The sequence below is a fragment of the Lapillicoccus sp. genome, assembly GCF_025353065.1.
GTDB lineage: Bacteria > Actinomycetota > Actinomycetes > Actinomycetales > Dermatophilaceae > Lapillicoccus.
Map to the genome: position 1 here is coordinate 43,039 of NZ_JANXRJ010000319.1, position 23,054 is coordinate 66,092.

Genomic DNA, 23,054 nt, shown 5'->3' on the forward strand with positions numbered 1-23,054 from the left:
GCGACAGACCTCCTGTCGCGGTCCTTGCCCAACGAGCCGACGGCACGGAAGTTACGCGGGGTAAGGAGTCCCAAGACCGTCACACGGCAAGGCCCGTCCCGCATCCTGCAGGGGAGGAGAGCAACCTCACAAAACGGGCGTCAGATCGCCTCGTGCACCCCCCCACCACCCCCGCTTCTTGCTTCTGCCGGGCCCGTTCTTACGACATTCCGGTCAGGTTCGGGCACCCTCGGAGCAACAAGCGGGGTCTTGAGATGGCGACGGTGCGTCACGCTCGCCGGTCGACGCCTCGTCAGCGCTTGCGCAGCAGCGCGAAGAACATCGCATCGGTGCCGTGCCGGTGCGGCCAGAGCTGGACGAACGGCCCGTCGCCGAGGTCGGACACGGGGCTGCCGTCGGGACGTGCAAAGAGGGAGCGGGCATCCACGACCTCCACGTCGTCGCGCTCCTTCACGACGTCGAGGACGACGAAACGGGTCTCGTTGAGGTGGGGGCTGCAGGTCGCATAGGCGATGACGCCGCCCGGGCGGGTGGCGTCGATGCCGCTGGCGAGCAGCTCCCGCTGGAGGCTGGCGAGCGCCACGACGTCGGCGGGCTGCCGGCGCCAGCGGGCCTCCGGCCGCCGGCGCAACGCTCCGAGTCCCGTGCACGGCGCATCGATGAGCACCCTGTCGTAGGAGTCGGGTTCGTCAGCGCCGATCTCCCGGCCGTCCCCGACCCGGACGGTGATCTGGCCGTCGCCGCCGTCCGCGATGGCCGGCGCCAGGGTATGCCGCACGAGCTCGGCCCGGTGGTCGCTCACCTCGTTGGCCACCAGCCCGGCCCCACGCAGCAGGGCGAGCCCTGCGAGCAGCCCGGCCTTCCCGCCGGGCCCGGCGCACAGGTCGAGCCACTCCTCGCTCCCCGAACCGTCCTCGCGCTCCACCTCTGCTGCGGCGACGGCGAGCGCGACGAGCTGAGAACCCTCGTCCTGCACGGCCGCTCGCCCCTCTCGCACCGCCCGGATGGCTCCGGGGTCACCCTCGTCGAGCACTACCGCCGTCCGCGCCAGCCGGCCGCGCTCGCCTCCGGCCTCGAGCAGCTCGTCGATGCTCGAGAGCCCGGGCCGGGCCACGAGCGTGACCCGAGCCGGCGCGTTGTCGGCCGCGAGCAGGGCGTCGAGCTCGGCGTCCACGGTGTCGGCCGTGGCCGCGCCGTGGCCGAGGAGGGCGGCACGCAGGGCCCGGACGATCCACTCAGGGTGGCTCGTGCGGATCGCCCGCGCAGCGGTGGGCTCGAGCCCCTCCGGGACGACGTGGGTCAGCCACGCGTCGCGGTCGCGCTCGGACACCCGCCGCATCACGGCGTTGACGAACCCCGACGCACCGATCCCGTTGACCTGCCGGGCGAGGGCGACCGTCTCGTCGACGGCCGCGTGCACCGGCACCCGCATCCCGAGCAGCTGGTGGACGCCGAGCCGAAGGGTGTCGAGGACATTGGCGTCGATCGCCTCGACGCCACGGCCCGAGGCGAGGGCGATGACGGGGTCGTAGAGACCACGCATGCGCGTGGCGCCGTAGACGAGCTCGGTCGCGAAGGCAGCGTCCCGACCGCGGATTCCCTTCTCACGCAGCTGTTTCGGCAGCTCGAGGTTGGCGTAGGCACCGTCCGAGACCGCGCGCATGACGGTGTATGCCGCGAGCCGCGTCGCATCGGTGTGCCGCGAGCGGTCGGCCGGTCGCTGGACCGAGCCCCCGTCGGCACGCCGCCCGTCGGACCCCTTGCGTCCGGCGCCGCCGTCGTCACGGGACCGCCCGCGGTCGCGGCGCTCGTCAGACATCGCCGAGCCGTTCGCCGGAGTCGATCCGCAGCCCGCGTGCCCAGTCGGCGGCCGGCATCGGTTTCTTGCCGTCCGCCTGGACGATCCCGAGCTGGACCGCACCTGCGCCAGTCCCCACGCATACCGACTTCTTGGTCACGAGAACCGTTCCAGCAGTCAGAGTTTCGGTCAGATCGGGCGCCAACGACACGGGGAGGACCTTGAGCCGTTCACCCCGGAAGGTCGTCCACGCACCCGGCGCCGGCGTGCACCCCCGCACCAGCCGGTCGATCGCGAACGCCGGCCGCTCCCAGTCGATCCGGGCGTCCTCGACCGAGATCTTGGGCGCGAGGGACACACCGTCCGCCGGCTGGGGGCGGGCCACGAGCTCTCCGCTCGCGATGCCGTCCATCGTCGCGACGAGCAGGCCGGCCCCCGCGAGCGCGAGCCGGGCGAGCAGGGCGCCGCTGGTGTCGTCGGCGCGGATCGTCTCGGTCATCGTGCCGAAGACCGGCCCTGTGTCGAGCCCCTCCTCGATGAGGAAGGTGCTCGCCCCGGTGACCTCGTCCCCCGCCATGACGGCGTGCTGCACCGGAGCCGCGCCCCGCCAGGCCGGGAGGAGAGAGAAGTGCAGGTTGACCCAGCCGTGCACCGGGATGTCGAGGGCGCTCCTCGGGATGAGCGCGCCGTAGGCGACCACCGGGCAGACGTCGGGAGCGAGGTCACGCAGGTCGCTCTGGAAATCCGGGTCCCGCGGGCTCTTCGGCGTGAGCACCGGCACCCCGAGCGCCTCGGCCCGCTGTCGCACCGGTGAGGCGACGAGCGACCGCCCACGACCGGCGGGCGCGTCCGGGCGGGTGACGACGCCGACGACCTCGTGGCTCGACGCCGCGAGCGCCTCGAGAGCCGGCACCGCGACCGCCGGCGTCCCGGCGAGGACGAGGCGCACGTTAGAGGCCCCGCCCGAAGCTCCCGTGCGGACTCACCTTGACCAGGGGCGCGGGGCCACCCCAGTCCGACTCGCGGATCGCCCGCATCGCCAACCGGCGCTGCTCGGGGTCGAGCCGGTCGATGAAGAGGATGCCGTCGAGGTGATCGGTCTCGTGCTGGATGCACCGGGCCAGCAGGTCGGACCCCTCGAGCCGGACCGGCTCGCCGTGCATGTCGAAGCCGGAGGCCACGACGCGCAGCGCCCGGGAGGTGTCGTACGTCAGGCCGGGGAACGACAGGCACCCCTCCGGTCCGAGCTGCAGCTCCGGCGACAGCTCGAGCCGCGGGTTGACGAGGTGCCCGACGACCTCGTCGACGAAGTAGGTGAAGACCCGCAGCCCCACCCCGAGCTGGGGGGCCGCCAGACCCCGACCCGGCGCCGCGAGCATCGTGTCGGTGAGGTCGGCGACCAGCCGCTGCAGCTCCTTGTCGAAGTCGACGACCTCGAGCGCGGGGGTGCGCAGGATCGGATCGCCGAACAGACGGATGTCGGTGATCGACACGGGTGGGGACTCCTGCAGGACGGGACGGGACGTGGCGGAAACGGGATGAGCCGGGTGGGGCGTTGTGGCGCGCGTCAGTCTAGGCCGCGCCGGTATGCCGTCCTGCTCACCCACCGGCCGCGCCGCACCGACCGGCGGGGTCCGTCAGCCGACGGGCTGGCGGACGGACCGCTCGAGGGTGCGGACGGACCGCGAGAGGGTCGTGCCGAGGGCGATGGCGGCATACGTGACGGCACTGACCACCAAGAGGGTCCTGACGTCGACGAGAGCGGCGAGCGCGCCGAAGGCGAGGGTGCCCACGGGGATGGCCACGATGGATCCCAGCATGTCGTAGCTGGAGACCCGGGAGAGCACCTCCTCCGGGATGTGTTCGTGCAACGCGGTGCTCCACCCCACGCCGAAGACCTCGGTGCCGGCGCCCGCGACGACCATCGCCACGACGAGCGGCAGCGTCGTGGGGGCCACCCCGAGCAGGCCGATCGGGACGGCGATGGCGGCGATGCCGATCATCCCGGCGCGCAGCGGGAAGCGGAAGCTCAGCCGCAGCATGAACAGGGTCATCACGACCGTGCCGGCGGCCTCGGCGCTGAGGGCCAGGGCCCAGCCGTTGACGCCGAGGGCGGGTACGCGGGTGGCGATGAGCGGGCCGAGCACGCTGAGGGCGCCGGCCTGGATCGCGTTGATGACGCCGAAGACGACGACGATGAGCCAGAGCCAGGTGCGGGAGGTGAACTCGCCCCAGCCCTCGCGGAGGTCGGCGATCATCGACGGACGCGGGACGGAGACGTCGTGCACCCGACCGGGCAGCCGGACGCCGAGGAGACAGAGGATCGCCAGCACGTAGGCGAACGAGTCGGCCGCGAGCGCCCAGCCGGCGCCGACGGTCACGACGAGGACGCCGGCGATCGAGGGGCCGATGATCGCCAGGCCGCTTCGGCTGAAGGAGAGCAGTGCGTTGGCCTGCTGGAGCCGGGAGCGGTCGACGACGAGCGGGACGATGCCCATCATCGCCGGCATGGTGAACGCGGAGACGGCGCCGTTGACCGCCTCGATGGCGATGATGGCACCGAGTTCGGCCCGGCCCGTGACGAACAGCGCGGCCGCCAGACCCTGGGTGAGGAAGGTCAGGGCGTGCGACACCTGCATCACGGTGGTGCGCGACATCCGGTCGGAGACCACACCTCCGACCAAGAGGAAGACGACCATCGCCGCCGTCCGTGCGGCGAGCACCTGGGCGAGGGCGCCGGCCGACCCGGTGAGCTCGAGGATCGCGAAGGTCAGCGCCACAGGTGCCATCGAGGACCCCGCGGTGGAGATCGTGCGGGCCGAGAAGTACCACGCGAAACGCCGGTCCCCCAGCGCTCCGAGGGAGTCGCGCAGTCTCACCGGCCCTCCTCCATCCGGAAGACGGCGATGGACATCGTCGCGCGGAGGGTGCCCTCGGTGCGCGGCGGTCTGGCGTTCGCGTGCAGGAGATACGAGGCCTGCCGGGCGAGCGCCATCGCCTCCTCCCATATCTCCGGCTCGACCCAGGTGTCGATGTCGGAGAAGAAGGTGGGTTCCGGTGCCCCCTCCGCGCCCCGCAGCCGCTTCCGGAAGCGGCGCGGGACCGCGTCGGCCATGACCTGCACCTCCGCGAGCCGGTCGACCTCGGTCGCCGGGCCCTCGGCATCCGGCTCGACGTCCCACGGGTGGCGGTACTTCTTCGCCGTGCCGCCGTTGACCTTCTCCTCGCCGTCGATGACGAGCAGGCCCGCGGTCAGCAGGCGGCGCAGGTGGTAGGACGCGTTGGCCTGGGTGATGTCGAGCTCGCGGGCCACCTCGGCCGCGCTCAGGGTCGCGCCCGTGAGCAGCGAGAGCATCTCGAGCCGCACCGGGTGGGCGACGGACCGCAGTCGGTCGACCTGAGCAGGGGAGGGATCCGCCAAAGACACGTTGGGGAGTATGCCGTCGGGCTGACCGACCTGTCAAGCACCTGTTGGGGAGGTGGCTCGCACGGGCCGCCCTAAACTGAGGAGATGAGCCTCGAACCGACGCCGCGGTCCCGGCCCGGAGGCGACCTCGTCGTCCCAGCTGGTCCCGGTCTGCGCTCGGGCCTCGTCATCCCCGCCAGCGAGCTGCTCGAACGGTTCTCGCGCTCGTCCGGCCCCGGCGGGCAGGGCGTCAACACGACCGACAGCCGGGTCGAGCTGGTCTTCCGGCCGAGCACGTCGATCGCGGTCCTCGCCCTGCCGTCGGCCACCCGCGAACGCCTCCTCAACGCACTCGCTCCCCGGCTCGTCGGCGAGGACATCGCCATCGCCGCCTCCGAGCAGCGGTCGCAACGGCAGAACCGGTCGGCGGCCCGCGAGCGTCTGGTGGCGATGCTCCGCGAGGCGGCCGCTCCCCCGCCTCCGCCGCGTCGGGCCACCAGGCCCACGCTCGGCTCGCAGCGGCGGCGGCTCGCGGGCAAGAAGCGGCGGGCCGGCACCAAGGCCGCCCGAGGTCGGGTCTCGCCCGACGACTGACCTTCTCCCCCGTAACGTCCGCGTCAGCGCTCGCTGGAGCAGGCGTTGCCGCGGACGCAAACGGGGGCCAGCCCGGCAACGTCCGCGTCAACGCTGGCTGGACCAGACATCCACGCGGGCGCAACGGTGGTGGCCCGGCTCAGCCCATACCGTCGACGGGGTCCATCCGGACCTGGAGCGACTCGGGCTCCTTGCGGGCGCTGCGTCCGGCGCGGACGGCGGCCAGGGACCGGGCAAGGCCGGGCGCTCGGGCGAGCGGCGCCCTCAGCAGGACCTGGACGAGCGTCCCCCCGCCGGGACGGCCACCCGGCCGTTCGGCGCCAGGACCGCTCCCCCACTGGTCGGCGCCGCCCCGGGAATCGGCCCGGGAGCCGGCCCGTCCGGCCCCAGCCCGACCGCCTCGGAACGGCAACGGCCCCAGCCGCTCGACGCCCTGCAGCTGCGCCTCGTCGAGGCCGTCGATCGAGGCCTGCACGACCGCGCGCTCGCCGACGAGCTGCGCGAGGGTCACCGCGGGTGGCAGGCCCAGCTCGGTGCGGTCGTCGAGCTCGCGACCGGCCAGCCAGGCCGGGTCCCAACGCACGAGGGCCTCGACGGCCGGGATCGTCGTATGACCCGGCGCGCCCGCGAGCACCACGATGCCGCCCTCGGCGACACCCCGGGTCAGGGCAGCCGCCGCGGTCCACCGGCGCATCGCCTCGATCGAGGCGTCGAGCGCGGCTCGGTCGAGCAGGGCCCAGGCGTCAAGGAGGAGGCACGCGGCATACCGGCCCTCGGCGACGGGCTCGGCCCCCGGCGTCGCGATGACGAGCGCCGGCTCGGACCCCACGGCCGCCAGGACCTCGCCCGACCCGGACGTCCGCACGGGCACGCCGGGGAAGGCCCGACCGAGCTCCTCGGCGGTGCGTCGCGCTCCGACGACGGTCGAGCGCAGCGACCGACCTTCGCAGTGGGGACAGGTGAACCCCTCGGGACCGTAGGTCGCACCGCACCACCGACAGCGCGGCGGAGTCCCGGGCGCAGCCTGGCCCATCGGCCCGTGGCACCGCGGACAGCGCGCCGGCTCGCGACAGTGTTGACACGTCAACGAGGGGAGGTACCCGCGGCGCGGCACCTGGATGAGCACCGGCCCGCGCTCGAGGGCCGCCTTGGCGGTGCGCCAGGCGACCGACGGCAGGTGGGCCCGCGCCGTCGGGCCGTCGCGCTCGACCTCGACGTCGTCCCCGGCGACGACCACCCGGGGGGCCGCGGCACGGACCTCCCTGGCCGTCGCCACGACGGCGACCGCCCGCCCCTCGCGGACCTCCAGCTCCAACGGCACGCTGCGCGCGAAGCCCCCGCTCAGTGCTGCGGCACCGGCGCGTCGGGCGCGTTCGCGCAGGACCTCGCGGACGTGGGGGTAGGGCGCCCGCGGCTCGTCCAGCAGGTCGTCGCCGTCGTCCCACCAGGCCACGAGGCCGAGGTCGTGCACCGGCGCGAACGCGGCCGCCCGTGTGCCGACAACGCACCCCACGTGGCCGCGCAGCACCTTCAGCCAGGCGGTGTAGCGCGCCTGCGGGCCCTGGTCGGCGGTCAGTCGCACATGGGCACCTCGGCCGAGCAGCTGGGTCAGCTCGGCGTCCACCCGGTCGACGTCGCGGTGGTCGGGCACGACGACGACGCAGCCGCGTCCTGCCGCCAGCGCCGTGCCCGCGGCGACCGCCAGCGCCCGCGGCCAGTCGCGCTCGGGCGGCTGTCCCGGCAGTGCGAGCCAGGAGGCGGCCGGCGCCTCGCCCGCGACCACCCGGCGCAGGAACGACCCCCCCGCCGGGTATGCCGCCCACGGCCCCGGCTCGGGCAGCTCCACCTGCGGAGGGGACGCCTCGAGCGCGAGCGCCTTCTCGGCCCCGGCGTGCCGCTTGGGGACGGCGAGCCGCAGGACGTCGCCGAGGGTACCGGCATACCGGTCGGCGATGGCGCGGGCGGCCGCGAGGACCTCGGGGGTGAGGACGGGTTCCGGGCTGACGACGCGCCGCAGCTCCGCGAGCCGCCCGCCGTGCTCGGGCTGCTCGCGTCGCTCGACGACGAAGCCGTCGAGGTCGCGCCCGGCGAAGCGGATCCGCACCCGGGCTCCGGGGACGGCGCCGGCGTCCATCTCGGGTGGCACGGCGTACTCGAAGATGCGGTCGAGGTGCGGCAGACCGGTGTCGACGACGACAGCGGCGACACCCGCGCGAGCCATTGGCGCGGAGCTCGTGAGGGGCGCAGCAGGCGTGCGGGACCGGGCGGCGGCCGTGCTGGCCGGTGCCTCGAAGAGCCCCGCGGCCTCGTGCGTCACGGCGCCAGTCTCACAGACACCTCGGACATCCGGCCGACCCCCGGATTGAGGTGAAACCGCGCTCTCGAAGACGCGTTCTCACCCCAATCCGGAGGCGGGAGAAGGGACTCAGCCGCGGACCGCGGCCTGGAGCGCCTCGATGCGGGTCGTCTGCTCCCACGGGAAGGCGTTGGCGACGCCGTCGAGGGAGATCCGACCGAAGTGTCCGTAGGCGGCCGTCGCCTTGTAGATCGGGCGGAGCAGGTCGAGCTGGTCGATGATCGCGCCGGGACGCAGGTCGAAGACCGACTGGATGGCCGACTGGATCTTGTCGACGGGCGCCGTCTCGGTGCCGAAGGTCTCGACGTAGAGGCCCACCGGCTTGGACGCGCCGATGGCGTACGCGACCTGGATCTCGCAGCGGCCGGCGAGCCCGGCGGCGACGATGTTCTTGGCGACCCACCGCATCGCGTAGGCGGCCGAGCGGTCGACCTTGCTCGGGTCCTTGCCGGAGAAGGCGCCGCCACCGTGCCGGGCCATGCCCCCGTAGGTGTCGACGATGATCTTGCGACCGGTGAGGCCGGCGTCGCCCATCGGGCCGCCGATCTCGAACCGGCCGGTGGGGTTGATCAGGGTGCGGTAGTCCGACACGTCGAGGTCGGAACCGCCCTCGAGCAGCTCGGCGAGCACCGGCTTGATCACGTGCTCGAGGATGTCGGGCTGCAGCAGGCCCTCGAGCGAGATGTCGGCGGCATGCTGGGTGGACAGGACGACGGTGTCGAGCTTGACGGCCTTGTCGCCGTCGTAGGCGATGGTCACCTGGGTCTTGCCGTCGGGCCGCAGGTAGGCGACGTCACCGCTCTTGCGGACCGCGGTGAGCCGCTCTGCGAGGCGGTGCGCGAGGTGGATCGGCAGCGGCATGAGCTCGGCCGTGTCGCCGCACGCGTAGCCGAACATCAGGCCCTGGTCGCCGGCGCCCTGCTTGTCGAGCGGGTCGATGCCACCCGTCCGGTTCTCGTATGCCGTGTCGACGCCCTGCGCGATGTCCGACGACTGCTGGCCGATGGAGACCTCCACCCCGCAGGAGGCCCCGTCGAAGCCCTTGGTCGACGAGTCGTAGCCGATGCCGAGGATCGTCTCCCGGACGATCTTGGGGATCTCGACGTAGGCCTCCGTCGTCACCTCACCGGCGACGTGGACGAGCCCGGTCGTGACCATCGTCTCGACGGCGACGCGGCTGCCCGGATCCTGCTCGAGCATCGCATCGAGGATGGAGTCGCTGATCTGGTCGCAGATCTTGTCCGGGTGACCCTCGGTGACGGACTCGGACGTGAACAGGCGTGCGGACAACTTCTTCTCCTGGCATGGGGGGCGGGGGGCTCGGACGGACGGGGGGAGAGCGGGCACGGCGGGAAGGGCGGGAACGGGGGCGGCCACCGGCCGCCGCAGAATCTATGCGGACTCAGAGCAGCGGCTGGATCCCGTCCCACACCACGGCCGCGATGGCCTCCTTGGGAGCGGGACCGGCGGTTCGTTCTCCGGGCGCACCGGCCAGCCCGGGACGGTAGAACAGGTGGACCGTGTTGGTGTCGGTGCCGAACGCGACGCCGTCGCCCACCTCGTTGGCGACCAGGAGGTCGCAGCCCTTGCGGACGAGCTTCTCGCGGGCCAGGTCGAGGACCGAGCCGGCGGCATCACCGGTCTCGGCGGCGAACCCGACGACGATCGGCCGCAGCCGGTCGCCGCGTGCCCGGTCGCCGCGTGCCTGCACGAGGCCGGCGAGGATGTCGGGGTTGCGGACGAGCTCGATGGTCGGCGCCGACTCGTCGGGCCCGGCGACCGTCTCCGCGTGCGTCTTCTTGATCTTGGACGACGCCACCGTCCTCGGCCGGAAGTCGGCGACCGCGGCGGCCATGACGACGACGTCGGCGTCCTTCGCGGCGCGGGTGACGGCGTCCTGGAGCTCGATGGCGGTGCCGACCTCGACGACGTCGACGCCGGCTGGCACGGGGAGGGTCACGTTGGCGCTGACGAGGGTCACCCGGGCCCCCCGCGCGGCGGCCACCGCGGCCAGCGCGTAGCCCTGCTTGCCCGACGAGCGGTTGCCGAGGAAGCGCACCGGGTCGAGCGGTTCGCGGGTCCCGCCGGCGCTCACGACGACGTGACGCCCCGCCAGAACCCCGCGTGAGGGGGCGGCGGGGGCGGCGGACTCGAGCAGGTGCAGGCACGCGGCATACAGGTCGCCGGGCTCGGGGAGTCGGCCCGGGCCGGTGTCCGCGCCCGTGAGCCGGCCCGAGGCCGGGGGGATGACGTGGACGCCGCGCCCGACGAGCGTGGCGACGTTGGCCTGCGTCGCGGGATGGAGCCACATCTCGGTGTGCATCGCCGGCGCGAACACCACCGGGCAGCTGGCCGTGAGGAGCGTCGTCGTGAGCAGGTCGTCGGCCATCCCGGCAGCGGCGCGGGCGATGAGGTCGGCCGTCGCGGGCGCCACGACGACGAGGTCGGCCTGCTGGCCGATCCGGACGTGCGGCACCCGCGCCACGTCGCTCCAGACGTCCGTGGCCACCGGCTTGCCCGACAGCGCCGACCAGGTCGGTGCCCCGACGAACTGCAGGGCGGAGGCTGTCGGGACGACCGTGACGTCGTGGCCGTGCTCGGTGAAGAGGCGCAGCAGCGAGGCGACCTTGTAGGCCGCGATGCCGCCGCCGACACCGAGGACGACGTTGCTCACGAGGGAGAGGCTAACGCTCAGCCCTCGGTGACCTGCGAGGTGAGCAGGCCCTGGTTGATCTCGCGCAGGGCGATCGAGAGCGGCTTCTCGTGGACCGCGGTCTCGACGAGCGGGCCGACGTAGTCGAGCAGGCCCTCCTGCAGCTGGGCGTAGTAGGCGTTGATCTGACGGGCGCGCTTGGCGGAGTAGATCACCAGGGCGTACTTGCTGTCGGCCACCTTGAGGAGGTCGTCGATCGGCGGGTTGGTGATCCCGATGGGGTTCGCGACGGTTCCGGACATGGGTGCGCTCTCGATTCTGTGGTTCTCGTCGATCTCGTCGTTCTCGTGCCCGGACCACTCGTGGCATCTTGGGGGCAGCGTCAAGCGTCTCGCTGACGCGAACTCATCAATGATACGAGGTGTTCGCTCGCCCGGCGTACATCGTCGTTGACGATGACCTCGTCGAACTCCGAGACGGAGGCCAGCTCGCGCCGCGCGGTCTCGAGCCGGACCTCGCGCTCGACCGACGTCTCGGTGCCGCGGCCGACCAGCCGTCGGACGAGCTCCTCCCACGACGGCGGCTCGAGGAAGACGAACAACGCCTCGGGCATCGTCGCGCGCACCTGCCGGGCCCCTTGCAGGTCGATCTCCAGCAGCGCGAGCTGGCCTTCGCGCAGAGCGCGCTCCAGCGGAGCGCGCGGGGTGCCGTACTTCGCCCGGCCGTGCACGACGGCATACTCGAGGAACTCGCCTGCGCTGACGAGCCGGTCGAACTCCGCGTCGTCGACGAAGTGGTAGTGCACCCCGTCGATCTCGGCCGGACGGGGCCGACGGGTGGTCATGGAGACCGACAGCCAGACCTGGGGGAAGAACCGGCGGACGTATGCCGCGACCGTCCCCTTCCCGACGGCGGTGGGTCCGGCGAGGACGGTCAGCCGTCCGGTCGTCACGCCCGCGCGGAGCCGGCGTCGAAGCGGGTGATCAGCGCCGCCGCCTGGTTGGTGCCGAGGCCGCGGACCCGGCGCGACTCGGAGATGCCGATCTCCTCCATGATCTGGCGGGCACGCACGCGCCCGACCCCGGGCATCGACTCCAGCAGGGCCGAGACCTTCATCTTGCCGATGACGTCGTCGTCCTTGCCGAGGGTGATCACCTCGGCCAGCGAGCCCTGGGAGTACTTCAGCCGGTTCTTCACCGCGGCACGCTCGCGACGGGCCACGGCGGCCTTCTCCAGAGCGGCGGTGCGTTGCTCCGGGGTCAGCGGGGGTAGGGCCACGTCGGAACTCCTCGGGCGGTGCTGGGGCTGGTGTCTGAACCCATCGGCTCCGCTTCGGTCGGGGACCATGGCGCTGGCGCTGGCGCGCAGGCGGAGTCGACCGGGGCGGGAGACCGCACAGGTCGGTCAGCGACGAACCTACCGAGTGGTCACGACCGGTGCAACGACGGGTCGTCAACGTGCTGCCGCTGCGCGCCGCTACAGAAGTGGTCAGGTGCCCAGCGGTGTGCGCTCGCCGTCGCGGACCCCGCCGTCACCACAGAAGCTGAGCTCTCGTTCCCCAGTTGAGAGATGATTCCACCTACCTTCCCCCTGGCTCCCGCACCACCACGCGGATCGCAGTCACGCAGGCGGCAGACCCAGTCGGATCTCGCACGCCAGGCCGGGCGCCCGGGTCAGGCGCGCGTCGCACGTGACCAGGGCGGCCTGAACGGCCTCCGCGACCGCGACGTAGGAGGCGTCGTAGCCCGTCAAGTTGGCCCGCAGCTCCCACATCCGCGGCAACAGCGGCGCGGTTTCGACGAGGTCGAGCGCCGCCTCCGACACCGCCGCGAGCGCGTCGAGGGCCCGCCTGTCGTCCAGCTGCCCACCAAGCCAGCGCCCCCGGACGGCCGAGAAGACCTCGACCACGAGGTGCTCGGGCGCCACCCAGTGCGGATCGTCGGCGAGCAGCGTCCGGCACTTCTCACCGACGGGTCCGTCGTCCGTGAGCGCATTGGTGAACGCCGAGGCGTCGATGACGATCACGATGGGAGCGACGGCGGGGTCAGCTTCGTCAGAGACGCCTCCCGCTCGGCGCGGATGGGGTCAAGGGTGAGCGCAGGGTCGGCCGAGGAGATCCAGGTCCCGTCGACGCGCCCGGTGAACCGTCCCAGCAGGGTGAGGTTGCCGGTCCGCCGAGCCTCCGCCGTGAGCACGGCCAGGAGATAGGCCTGGAGCGACTGACCCCGGGCCGCTGCCCCGGCAGCGAGGACGCGACGGACATCATCCGGCACGTCTCGGATCTGTAGAGCGACCATGCATGCAGAATACATGCAGATGGGGCCGACCAGTGCACAGGACGTCCGCGCCGACGGCATACCGGTGTCGTTTCGGTGCGGACGCAAGGGCCTCGGGCTCAGTCGGCGAGCAGCTCCCGCAGCCGGTATGCCGTGTCGACGGCGGCCGCCCGCAGCCTCGCGACGTCGGGGCCGGCCGAGAGGACCTCGCGGCTGCTGCTCGCGAGCACGTGGGGGAGGGCGGCGCCGAAGACGGCGCGGATGCTGTCGGCGCTGCCGCCCTGGGCGCCGAACCCCGGCGCGAGGACCGGGGTCCCTGCCGCCACGAGGTCGAGCCCGAGGTCCTGGACCGCGGTGCCGACGGTGGCCCCGATGACCACGCCGACCGAGCCGAGCTCACCTCGCGCGACCGCTGCGGCGTTGTCCGCGGCGGCTCCGTCGAGGATCGACGCGGCGACCGACCGGCCGTCGAGGACGGCGTGCTGCACCTGCGGCCCCTCGGGGTTCGAGGTCAGGGCCAGGACGAAGACGCCGCGGCCGGTGCTCTCGGCGAGGTCGAGCGCGGGGCGCAGGGAGCCGTAGCCGAGGAACGGGCTCACGGTCACCGCGTCGGCCGCGACCGGGCTGTCCTTGCCGAGGTAGGCCTCGGCATAGGCCAGCATCGTCGAGCCGATGTCGCCGCGCTTGGCGTCGAGCAGGACGAGGGTCCCTGCGGCCCGGAGCCGGGCCATCGCCTGCTCGAGGACGCGGATGCCGGGAGAGCCGAAGACCTCGAAGAACGCGGACTGCGGCTTGACGACCGCGACGTGCCCCCCGAAGGCCTCGACGCACGTCATCGCGAAGCGCTCGAGGCCGGCGACGGAGTAGTCCAGCCCCCAGGACTCGACGAGGGCGCGGTGGGGATCGAGCCCGGCACACAGCGGGCCGAGGTCGTCCATCGCCGCGCGCAGCCGGACCCCGAAGGGGGTGGTCATAGGGCTAGCCGTCATCCGCAGGGCTCTCTCTCAACAGGTTTCGTGAGGTCGGATCCGGTCACTGCCCGTGGGCGATGCCGATGACCTCGGTGAACGCGGCATACCCCTTGGCCTCGAGCAGTGCCTCCAGCTCGCCGAGGACGCGCATCGGCGCGGTGGGGTCGTTGAAGGTCGCGGTGCCGACCTGCACCGCGCTGGCTCCTGCGGCCACCAGCTCGAGGGCGTCGCGGCCGGTGCGCACTCCCCCGACCCCGATGATCGGGACGGCCCGGAAACGGCCCTGGTCCATGGCCGCGCGCACCTGCCAGATGGCGCGGACGGCGACAGGGCGGATCGCCGGCCCGGAGAGACCGCCCGTGATCCCGCCGAGCTGCGGACGCATCCGGTCGGTGTCGATCGCTATGCCGAGCAGCGTGTTGATCATCGTCAGGCCCGACGCGCCCGCCTTGACGCAGGCTGCGGCGATGCCGGAGATGTCGGTGACGTCGGGGCTGAGCTTGGCGAAGATGGGGATGTCCCGGGGCAGCTGCTCACGCACCAGGGCCACGACCTTCGCCGAGGCGAGCGGGTCGCAGGCGAAGACGAGGCCGCGGTTGGCGACGTTGGGGCAGGAGATGTTGACCTCGACCCCGACGACCGCGCCGAAGGAGTCACTGTTGCGCAGGGCCGCGGCGACGTCCGCGAACTCACCGCTCGAGGACCCGGCGATGGACACCAGAGCCCGCGCCCCCGCCGACTTGAGCCAGGCGAGGTCCTCCTCGACGAACGCGTCGATGCCGGGGCCCTGCAGACCGATGGAGTTGAGCATCCCCGAGGGGGTCTCGGCCATCCGCGGGGTCCCGCGACCGGAACGTGGCGCGGACATCACCGACTTGGTCACGAACGCGCCGAGCCCCGCGACGTCGAAGAACCGGCTCAGCTCCTTGCCGTTGGCCGCGCACCCGGATGCCGTCATCAGGGGGTTGGGCAGGTGGGCCTCCGCGAGGGTCACCGACATGTCCACCATCAGTGGCCTCCGCTCGCCGGCGGGGCGCCGACGGCGTCCTCCGGGACCACGCAGTAGCCGTCGGCGAACGCGTCCCAGCGCACCCGGTCGCCCCGGAAGACCGGGCCCTCGACGCAGGAGCGCACCATCCGCGTGCGGCCGTCGTTGCCGACGACCGGCATGACGCAGGTCATGCAGACCCCGATCCCGCACGCCATCGCCTCCTCGACGGCGACCTGGGCCACGGCGCCCTCACGGGTGGCGACCTCGGTGATCGAGCGCAGCATGCCCATCGGTCCGCAACCGTAGACCACGGCCGCTCCCGTGCGCCGGATCACCTCTGGCAGCACGTCGCTCACCCACCCCTGAGTGCCCGCGGACCCGTCGTCGGTCGTCACGGTGACGCCGTCAGCCGACCGACGGGCCAGGGCGGCTCCGAAGAGCCGGTCCTCCGACGCGGCACCGAGCACCATCTCGACGTGGCAGCCGCGTTCGCGCAGGTGCTCGGCGAGCCAGAACAAGGGGGCACTGCCGTAGCCCCCGCCCACGAGGACGCACGCGACGGGCTCGTTGGGCAGCGGGAAGGGCCGACCCAGCGGGCCGACGACGTCGACCTGGCCGTGCAACGGCAGCTCGGTGATCCACGTCGATCCCGGACCGGCGGCCGCCAGCACGAGCTCCACGGTGCCGCCGTAGGTGCCGCTGGGGCTGACCCGGTGGATCGAGAAGCAGCGGCGCAGCAGGTTGGCCGAGGTGCTGCCGCCGACGGCGAGCGCCACGAACTGCCCCGGCCGCGCCAGCTCGGCGACCCCGGGGGCGACGAGGGTGAGGTGGTGGTAGGCCCCGACCCGCCTGGTCGCGATCAGCTCGCCGGCGACCTGCGTGACGCCCGCGTTGGGGATGGCGCTCATCGGGTGCCTGCCCGCACCCCGAAGAGGTCGAGGTCCCGGGCGTGGTCCTGCAGCGACTTGACCCGCAGCTCACCCGTTCGCCGCGCCTCGATCCCCTGCACCGCGGCCCAGAGCTCCTGCACCGTGGTGATGATCGGCTTGTCGGCGCCGATCGTCGCGGCTCGGATCTCGTAGCCGTCGGCCCGCTCTGACTGGCCGGTCGGCGTGTTGACGACCATCTGGATCTCGCCGTCGTTGATGAGGTCCACGATCGTCCTCTCCCCCTCCTGCAAGTCGTCGCGCTCCCGGATCTTGCGGACGGTCGTCGCCTCGATCCCGTTGCGGCGCAGCACTTCTGCCGTACCGGTGGTGGCGAAGATCTGGAAGCCGAGGTCCGCGAGCCGCTTCACCGGGAAGATCATCGCCCGCTTGTGGCGGTTGGCGATCGAGACGAAGACCGCGCCGCTGTCGGGGAGACCACCCGAGCTCATCTGGCTCTTCGCGAACGCGGTGCCGAAGTCCCGGTCGATCCCCATCACCTCGCCCGTGGAGCGCATCTCCGGACCGAGGAGCGAGTCGACGATCTTGCCCTCCTTGGTGCGGAACCGCTTGAAGGGCAGGATCGCCTCCTTCACCGACATCGGCGCGTGGGCCGGCAGCCGTCCGCCGTCACCCGTCGGGGGCAGCAGGCCCTCCACGCGCAGCTCCGCGATCGTCGCTCCGAGCATCACCCGGGCCGCGGCCTTGGAGATCGCGACCCCGGTGGCCTTCGCGACGAAGGGGACGGTGCGCGAGGCCCGCGGGTTGGCCTCGAGGACATAGAGCACGTCCTGGGCCAGGGCGAACTGCACGTTCATCAGGCCGCGCACGCCGATTCCCTTGGCCAGCTTGAGCGTCGACTCCCGCACCCGGTCGAGCTCACCGACCCCGAGGGTCACGGGGGGCAGGGTGCACGAGCTGTCGCCGGAGTGGATGCCGGCCTCCTCGATGTGCTCCATGATCCCGCCGAGATACATCTCCTCGCCGTCGTAGAGCGCGTCGACGTCGATCTCGATGGCGTCGTCGAGGAAGCGGTCGACGAGCACCGGGTGCTCCGGCGAGGCGATGGTCGCGCGGGTGACGTAGCCGGAGAGGGTCTCGTCGTCGTAGACGATCTGCATGCCCCGACCGCCGAGGACGTAGGACGGCCGCACCAGCACCGGGTAGCCGATCTCGCGGGCCACCGCCACGGCCTCCTCGGCGCTGTATGCCGTCCCGTAGCGCGGGGCGGGCAGCCCCGCCTCCGCGAGCACCCGGCCGAAGGCGCCGCGGTCCTCGGCGAGGTTGATCGCCTCCGGCGAGGTGCCGACGATCGGGACGCCCGCGTCCTTGAGCGCCTGGGCGAGGCCGAGAGGGGTCTGCCCGCCGAGCTGGACGATGACGCCGGCGATCGGGCCGGCGCGCCGCTCGGCGTGCACGACCTCGAGGACGTCCTCGAGGGTGAGCGGCTCGAAGTAGAGCCGGCTCGAGGTGTCGTAGTCGGTGGACACCGTCTCGGGGTTGCAGTTGATCATGATCGTGTCAAAACCCTTGTCGCGCAACGCGAACGAGGCGTGGACGCAGGAGTAGTCGAACTCGACGCCCTGCCCGATCCGGTTGGGTCCGGAGCCGAGGATGATCACGGCGGGCCGCTCGCGAGGCAGCACCTCGGTCTCCTCGTCGTAGGTCGAGTAGTAGTAGGGCGTCGTCGCGGCGAACTCGGCCGCACACGTGTCGACGGTCTTGTAGACCGGCCGCACCCCGAGCGCGTGCCGCACGCCACGCACGACCGCCTCCGGCATCCGGCGCAGGGAGGCGATCTGCGCGTCGGAGAAGCCGTGCCGCTTGGCCAGCCGCAGCACCGCGGGCGTCATCTCCTCGGAGGCCGCGACCTTGTCGGCCACCGCGTTGATGAGCGAGATCTGGTCGAGAAACCACGGGTCGATACCCGTTGCGGCGTGGACCTGCTCGACGGTTCCGCCCGCCCGCAGCGCCTGCTGGACCGTGACGATGCGCCCGTCCGTGGGGACGGCCGCCAGCTCCAGCAGCTCGGCGAGCCTCCCCGCGTCGGTCGGCGTCGGCCCGTCCCAGTGGAAGGTCGCGCCACTGCGCTCCATCGACCGCAGCGCCTTCTGCATCGCCTCGGTGAAGTTGCGACCGATCGACATGGCCTCCCCGACCGACTTCATCGTCGTCGTGAGCGTCGGGTCGGCGGCCGGGAACTTCTCGAAGGCGAAGCGCGGCACCTTGACCACGATGTAGTCGAGGCTCGGCTCGAAGGACGCCGGCGTCTTCTGCGTGATGTCGTTGGGGACCTCGTCGAGCGTGTAGCCGATCGCCATCTTGGCCGCGATCTTGGCGATGGGGAACCCCGTCGCCTTGGAGGCCAGGGCCGACGAGCGCGAGACCCGTGGGTTCATCTCGATGACGATGATCCGGCCGTCCGCCGGGTTGACCGCGAACTGGATGTTGCAGCCGCCCGTGTCGACGCCGACCTCGCGGATGATGTCGATGGCCAGGTCGCGCAGCCGCTGGTACTCGCGGTCGGTGAGGGTGAGGGCCGGGGCGACTGTGATCGAGTCGCCGGTGTGGACGCCCATGGGGTCGAGGTTCTCGATGGAGCAGACGACCACGACGTTGTCGGCGTGGTCGCGCATCACCTCCAGCTCGTACTCCTTCCAGCCGGTGATCGACTCCTCGAGCAGGACCTCGGTGGTCGGGCTGGCCTGCAGGCCGGCGCCGGCCATCCGGCGCAGCTCGACCTCGTCGTGGGCGAAGCCGGACCCCAGGCCCCCCATGGTGAAGGACGGGCGGACGACGACGGGGTAGCCCAGCGCCTCCGCGCCGGCGAGGACCTCCTCCATCGTGTGCGCGATGTAGGAGAGCGCGGTCTCCCCCCCGCAGCGCTCGACGACGCCCTTGAAGAGCTGGCGGTCCTCACCGAGCTGGATCGCCTGCACGTTGGCGCCGATGAGCGGGCAGTCGTACTTCTCGAGAACACCGTTCTCGTGCAACGAGATCGCGGTATTGAGGGCGGTCTGGCCGCCGAGCGTCGCGAGGACCGCGTCGGGCCGTTCCTTGGCGATGATCGCCTCGACGACCTCGGGCGTGATCGGCTCGACGTAGGTCGCGTCGGCGAACTCCGGGTCGGTCATGATCGTCGCCGGGTTGGAGTTGACGAGGATGACCCGGATGCCCTCGTCGCGCAGCACCCGGCAGGCCTGCGTGCCGGAGTAGTCGAACTCGCACGCCTGCCCGATGACGATCGGACCGGAGCCGATCACGAGCACGCTCTTGATGTCGTCGCGTCTGGGCATCAGGCCTGCGCCTCCTTCGGGTGGTGGTGCTGCGTCTGGTGGTGCTGCGTCTGGTGGTGCTGCATGAGCTCGACGAACCGGTCGAAGAGATAAGCCGCGTCGTGCGGTCCGGCCGCCGCCTCCGGGTGGTACTGCACGGAGTAGGCCGGCACGTCGAGGCACTCGAGGCCCTCCACGACACCGTCGTTGAGGCAGACGTGCGAGACCTGCACCCGCCCGTATGCCGTGTCGCTGTCCCGGTCGGTCGGGGCGTCGACCGCGAAGCCGTGGTTGTGGGCCGTCACCTCGACCTTGCCCGTCCGGCGGTCCATCACCGGCTGGTTGATCCCGCGGTGGCCGTACTTCAGCTTGAAGGTGCCGAACCCGAGCGCCCGCCCGAGGATCTGGTTGCCGAAGCAGATGCCGAAGAAGGGTATCCGCGCGTCGAGCACCCGGCGCAGCAGCGCGACCTCGGTGTCCGCGGTCGACGGGTCGCCCGGGCCGTTGGAGAAGAACACCCCGTCGGGCCGCAAGGCCCGGATCTGCTCGAAGGTGGTCGTCGCCGGCAGCACGTGCACCTCGATCCCCTGCTGCGACAACAGCTGTGGCGTCATCGCCTTGATCCCGAGGTCGAGGGCGGCGACCGTGAACCGCTTCTCTCCCACCGCCTCGACGACGTAGGGCTCGGCCGTGCTGACCTCGGCCGCGAGGGCCGCGCCCGCCATCGGGGGTGACTCGCGCACCCGGTCGGCCAGCGACGCCGTCGACGGGGGCGGCATATCGGTGGGGTGGTCGCCGGAGAAGATGCCGGCACGCATCGAGCCCCGCTCGCGCAGGTGACGGGTGAGGGCGCGGGTGTCGATGCCGCTGATGCCGACGACGCCCTGGTCGCGCAGGGCGTCCTCGAGCGACCTCGTGGAGCGCCAGCTGCTCGGGCGCAGGGCCGGGTCGCGCACGACGTAGCCCGCGACCCAGATCCGGTTCGACTCCGCATCCTCAGCATTGACACCGGTGTTGCCGATGTGCGGAGCCGTCATCACGACGACCTGCCGGTGGTAGCTCGGGTCGGTGAGCGTCTCCTGGTAGCCCGTCATCCCGGTCGAGAACACCGCCTCGCCGACGGTCTCCCCGACGGCGCCGTAGGCCTCGCCGTGGAAGGCCCGACCGTCCTCGAGGACGAGGACCGCCGGACCACGGTCGGGCAGCAGGTCGAGGGTCGGCAGTGGAGCGCTCACGGGTGCTCTTTCGGGTGCAGAGGGGACAGGGGTCCGGGACGGGCTCATGACGGCCGCCCCGGGTCGGACGTGCGGCGACCGCGCAGCCAGGTGCCGACGACCGCGCCGGTGAGGGTGCGCCCGTGCCAGGGGTTGTTGCGTGACAACGACACCGACGTGGCCCGGTCGACGGTCGTGATGGCGGACGGGTCGACCAGGGTGATGTTGGCGGGCGACCCGGCGGTCAACGGCATACCGTGCGCGGCCACTCCACCCGATCCCCGCAGCTGCGCGATGCGGGCCGGCGCGACCGACATCACCCGGGCGACCCCCTCCCAGTCGAGCAGGCCCGTCAGCACCATCGACTCGCTGACGACCGCGAGCGCGGTCTCGAGGCCGAGCATCCCGAAGGCCGCGTCGACGAAGGCGTGCTCCTTGTCGTGCCGGGCGTGCGGTGCGTGGTCGGTGGCGACGGCGTCGATCGTGCCGTCGGCGAGACCGGCCCGCAGGGCTTCGACGTCCTCCTGCGGCCGCAGCGGCGGGTTGACCTTGAAGACGGGGTCGTAGCCGGACAGCAGGTCGGAGGTGAGCAGCAGGTGGTGCGGGGTGACCTCGGCAGTGACGTCGATGCCCTGCCGCTTGGCCCAGCGCAGGACCTCGACCGTGCCGGCGGTCGACACGTGCGCGATGTGGACGCGACTCTCGGTGTGGCGGGCCAGCAAGACGTCGCGGGCGACGACGGACTCCTCGGCGATGCCGGGCCAGCCGGGCAGCCCCAACCGGCCGGAGAGCTCGCTCTCGTGGCAGCAGGCGTCCGGCCCGGCGAGGCGCGGGTCCTGCGCGTGCTGCGAGACGACCCCACCGAACGCCTTGACGTATTCCAGCGCGCGGCGCATCACGCGCGCGTCGTCGATGCAGTGCCCGTCGTCGGAGAAGACCCGCACCCGGGCCCGGGAACGCGCCATCAGGCCGAGCTCGGCGAGCTCCTCCCCCGCGAGTCCCTTCGTGACCGCGCCGACGGGCTGCACGTCGACGAGGCCGGCCGCCCTCCCGAGGTCGAGCACCCGTTCGGCCGCCTCGGCGGTGTCCGTGACGGGGCTGGTGTTGGCCATCGCGAGCACGGCGGTGAAGCCGCCGGCGGCAGCCGCCGCCGAGCCGCTGGCCACCGTCTCGGCGTCCTCGCGCCCCGGTTCGCGCAGGTGGACATGGAGGTCGACGAGCCCGGGGAGGGCGACCAGGCCGTTGGCGTCGACGACGAGTGCGTCGGCGCCGAACTCAGCACGGTCGGCCCGCGACACCCGGCCCACCCGCTCGATGACCCCGTCGCGGACGAGGATGTCGGCGCTCGCGCCGCCGAGGACACGGACGCCGACGATGACGGTCGTGCGAACGTGGGGGAGCGCGGGATCTGTTGTCGGCGTTGCTCGCTCGCGGCTGGGCGTGGTCGTCATGCTGCGTCCTCCCCGGAGAGCCCCGAGAGCAGGTGGTAGAGCACGGCCATCCGCACCGCGACCCCGGCGGAGACCTGGTCGAGGACGACGGACTGCGCGGAGTCGGCCGCGTCGGCGGCGATCTCGAGGCCGCGGTTCATCGGGCCGGGGTGGAGGATGGCGATGTCGGGGTTGGCCTCGACCACGCGCTCGAGCCGGGCCCGGGTGAGGCCGTAGCCGACCGTGTACTCGCGCGCCGTCGGGAAGTAGCCGCCGCTCATCCGCTCGCGCTGGACCCGCAGCATCATCACCGCGTCGACCCCGCCGCCGACCGCCCCCTCGAGGACGTCGTCGAGGTCGTAGCTCGTGCTGAAGCCGTCGGTCTTCGCCCACGAGCCGATGCCGCTGGGCATCAGGGTGGGCGGCGCGACGACGGTGACCCGGGCCCCGAGCCGGCCGAGGGTGATGACGTTGGAGCGGAAGACGCGCGAGTGGGTGAGGTCGCCGACGATGGCGACGTGCTTGCCGTCGAGGTCGCCGATCCGGTTGCGCAGCGTGTAGGCGTCGAGCAGGGCCTGGGTCGGGTGCTCGTGGGTGCCGTCCCCGGCGTTGATGACGCTGGCGTCGACCCACTGGGCGACCTGGTGGCAGGCGCCGGACGCCCGGTGCCGGATGACGAGGGCGTCGACCCCCATCGCGTCGATCGTGCGGACGGTGTCGCGCAGCGACTCCCCCTTGCTCGCCGAGCTGCCCGTGCCGGTGATGTTGATCGTGTCGGCCGACATCCACTTGCCCGCGATCTCGAACGAGCTGCGGGTGCGGGTCGAGTCCTCGAAGAAGAGGTTGATGATCGTGCGCCCCCGCAGGGTCGGGATCTTCTTGACGTCGCGTCGCTGCACGTCGTGCATCGACGCGGCCGTCGTGAGGATCTCCTCCACCTGGTGGCGGTCGAGATCGGCCGACGAGAGCAGGTGGCGGGTCATCGGTCCCCTCCGCTGATCGTCACGCTGTCCTCCTGGTCGTCGACCTCGGCGAGCCGCACGTGCACGCGCTCGGTGCTGCTGGTCGGCAGGTTCTTGCCGACGTGGTCGGCCCGGATCGGCAGCTCCCGGTGGCCCCGGTCGACCAGCACGGCGAGACGCACGGCGCGCGGCCGGCCGAGCT

At 72.4% G+C, this 23,054-nt stretch carries 21 protein-coding genes and 1 pseudogene; 1 reads left to right on the top strand and 21 read right to left on the bottom strand.

Translation table 11 applies throughout. The annotated features are described in order from the left end of the window. Nucleotides 1-292 precede the first annotated feature (292 nt). From Q0R63_RS23265 to Q0R63_RS23285, 5 genes are all read right to left on the bottom strand, one after another. Entirely contained in the window at nucleotides 293-1,819 is a 1,527-nt protein-coding gene (locus Q0R63_RS23265) for a transcription antitermination factor NusB (RefSeq protein WP_295702553.1), read from the bottom strand. After that, complete coding sequence (fmt, locus tag Q0R63_RS23270) at nucleotides 1,812-2,747, bottom strand: methionyl-tRNA formyltransferase (RefSeq protein ID WP_295702555.1); 936 nt, start codon at nucleotides 2,745-2,747, stop codon at nucleotides 1,812-1,814. Before fmt ends, Q0R63_RS23265 begins: the two co-directional genes overlap by 8 nt. A 1-nt stretch (nucleotide 2,748) precedes the next feature. Then, nucleotides 2,749-3,291 carry a peptide deformylase gene (def, locus tag Q0R63_RS23275; protein ID WP_295702556.1) on the bottom strand — a complete coding sequence of 181 codons (543 nt, stop codon included), beginning with the start codon at nucleotides 3,289-3,291 and terminating at the stop codon, nucleotides 2,749-2,751. Between the two features lie 144 nt (nucleotides 3,292-3,435). Continuing rightward, nucleotides 3,436-4,677 (bottom strand): MFS transporter, encoded by a 1,242-nt coding sequence (locus Q0R63_RS23280; RefSeq protein WP_295702558.1) that lies wholly within the window; start codon nucleotides 4,675-4,677, stop codon nucleotides 3,436-3,438. Continuing rightward, a complete protein-coding gene (locus Q0R63_RS23285) occupies nucleotides 4,674-5,225 on the bottom strand; it encodes a helix-turn-helix domain-containing protein (protein ID WP_295702560.1) in 552 nt (183 codons plus the stop codon). The genes Q0R63_RS23280 and Q0R63_RS23285 overlap by 4 nt, the downstream gene beginning before the upstream one ends. Nucleotides 5,226-5,309: 84 nt before the next feature. Between Q0R63_RS23285 and arfB the strand changes: the two genes are divergently transcribed. Continuing rightward, entirely contained in the window at nucleotides 5,310-5,798 is a 489-nt protein-coding gene (gene arfB, locus Q0R63_RS23290) for an alternative ribosome rescue aminoacyl-tRNA hydrolase ArfB (RefSeq protein WP_295702562.1), read from the top strand. Nucleotides 5,799-5,937: 139 nt separating this feature from the next. On the opposite strand, the gene Q0R63_RS23295 is transcribed toward arfB, so the two are convergent. From Q0R63_RS23295 to Q0R63_RS23370, 16 genes and pseudogenes are all read right to left on the bottom strand, one after another. Next, the gene (locus Q0R63_RS23295) at nucleotides 5,938-8,115 is read right to left on the bottom strand and encodes a primosome assembly protein PriA (protein WP_366521202.1); all 2,178 of its coding nucleotides are present in this window, start codon (nucleotides 8,113-8,115) and stop codon (nucleotides 5,938-5,940) included. A gap of 108 nt (nucleotides 8,116-8,223) precedes the next feature. Then, on the bottom strand, nucleotides 8,224-9,444 hold the full coding sequence (gene metK, locus Q0R63_RS23300) for a methionine adenosyltransferase (RefSeq protein WP_295702565.1): 1,221 nt from the start codon (nucleotides 9,442-9,444) through the stop codon (nucleotides 8,224-8,226). Between the two features lie 112 nt (nucleotides 9,445-9,556). Continuing rightward, nucleotides 9,557-10,828 carry a bifunctional phosphopantothenoylcysteine decarboxylase/phosphopantothenate--cysteine ligase CoaBC gene (gene coaBC, locus Q0R63_RS23305; protein WP_295702567.1) on the bottom strand — a complete coding sequence of 424 codons (1,272 nt, stop codon included), beginning with the start codon at nucleotides 10,826-10,828 and terminating at the stop codon, nucleotides 9,557-9,559. 17 nt (nucleotides 10,829-10,845) lie between these two features. Then, a complete protein-coding gene (gene rpoZ, locus Q0R63_RS23310; RefSeq protein WP_295702569.1) occupies nucleotides 10,846-11,109 on the bottom strand; it encodes a DNA-directed RNA polymerase subunit omega in 264 nt (87 codons plus the stop codon). Nucleotides 11,110-11,189: 80 nt separating this feature from the next. After that, a complete protein-coding gene (gene gmk / locus Q0R63_RS23315) occupies nucleotides 11,190-11,759 on the bottom strand; it encodes a guanylate kinase (protein ID WP_295702571.1) in 570 nt (189 codons plus the stop codon). Further along, complete coding sequence (gene mihF / locus Q0R63_RS23320) at nucleotides 11,756-12,085, bottom strand: integration host factor, actinobacterial type (protein ID WP_295702573.1); 330 nt, start codon at nucleotides 12,083-12,085, stop codon at nucleotides 11,756-11,758. Before mihF ends, gmk begins: the two co-directional genes overlap by 4 nt. Nucleotides 12,086-12,427: 342 nt before the next feature. Then, nucleotides 12,428-12,832 (bottom strand): type II toxin-antitoxin system VapC family toxin, encoded by a 405-nt coding sequence (locus tag Q0R63_RS23325; protein ID WP_295702575.1) that lies wholly within the window; start codon nucleotides 12,830-12,832, stop codon nucleotides 12,428-12,430. Then, nucleotides 12,829-13,080: a hypothetical protein gene (locus Q0R63_RS23330; RefSeq protein WP_295702577.1), complete on the bottom strand. Its 252-nt coding sequence runs from the start codon at nucleotides 13,078-13,080 to the stop codon at nucleotides 12,829-12,831. The genes Q0R63_RS23325 and Q0R63_RS23330 overlap by 4 nt, the downstream gene beginning before the upstream one ends. Nucleotides 13,081-13,202: 122 nt before the next feature. Further along, entirely contained in the window at nucleotides 13,203-14,057 is an 855-nt protein-coding gene (gene pyrF, locus Q0R63_RS23335) for an orotidine-5'-phosphate decarboxylase (protein ID WP_295702579.1), read from the bottom strand. 58 nt (nucleotides 14,058-14,115) lie between these two features. Continuing rightward, nucleotides 14,116-15,063: a dihydroorotate dehydrogenase gene (locus Q0R63_RS23340; protein ID WP_295702582.1), complete on the bottom strand. Its 948-nt coding sequence runs from the start codon at nucleotides 15,061-15,063 to the stop codon at nucleotides 14,116-14,118. Next, nucleotides 15,063-15,953 carry a dihydroorotate dehydrogenase electron transfer subunit gene (locus Q0R63_RS23345; RefSeq protein WP_295702584.1) on the bottom strand — a complete coding sequence of 297 codons (891 nt, stop codon included), beginning with the start codon at nucleotides 15,951-15,953 and terminating at the stop codon, nucleotides 15,063-15,065. The genes Q0R63_RS23340 and Q0R63_RS23345 overlap by 1 nt, the downstream gene beginning before the upstream one ends. Beyond that, nucleotides 15,950-19,267: a carbamoyl-phosphate synthase large subunit gene (carB, locus tag Q0R63_RS23350; RefSeq protein ID WP_295702586.1), complete on the bottom strand. Its 3,318-nt coding sequence runs from the start codon at nucleotides 19,265-19,267 to the stop codon at nucleotides 15,950-15,952. The genes Q0R63_RS23345 and carB overlap by 4 nt, the downstream gene beginning before the upstream one ends. Continuing rightward, a complete protein-coding gene (gene carA, locus Q0R63_RS23355) occupies nucleotides 19,267-20,481 on the bottom strand; it encodes a glutamine-hydrolyzing carbamoyl-phosphate synthase small subunit (RefSeq protein ID WP_295702588.1) in 1,215 nt (404 codons plus the stop codon). The genes carB and carA overlap by 1 nt, the downstream gene beginning before the upstream one ends. Nucleotides 20,482-20,525: 44 nt before the next feature. Next, complete coding sequence (locus Q0R63_RS23360) at nucleotides 20,526-21,911, bottom strand: dihydroorotase (RefSeq protein ID WP_295702590.1); 1,386 nt, start codon at nucleotides 21,909-21,911, stop codon at nucleotides 20,526-20,528. Then, nucleotides 21,908-22,873 (bottom strand): aspartate carbamoyltransferase catalytic subunit, encoded by a 966-nt coding sequence (locus Q0R63_RS23365; protein WP_295702592.1) that lies wholly within the window; start codon nucleotides 22,871-22,873, stop codon nucleotides 21,908-21,910. The genes Q0R63_RS23360 and Q0R63_RS23365 overlap by 4 nt, the downstream gene beginning before the upstream one ends. Beyond that, a pseudogene (locus tag Q0R63_RS23370) lies at nucleotides 22,870-23,054 on the bottom strand (bifunctional pyr operon transcriptional regulator/uracil phosphoribosyltransferase); the annotation flags it as partial. The gene Q0R63_RS23365 and the pseudogene Q0R63_RS23370, both read right to left, overlap by 4 nt.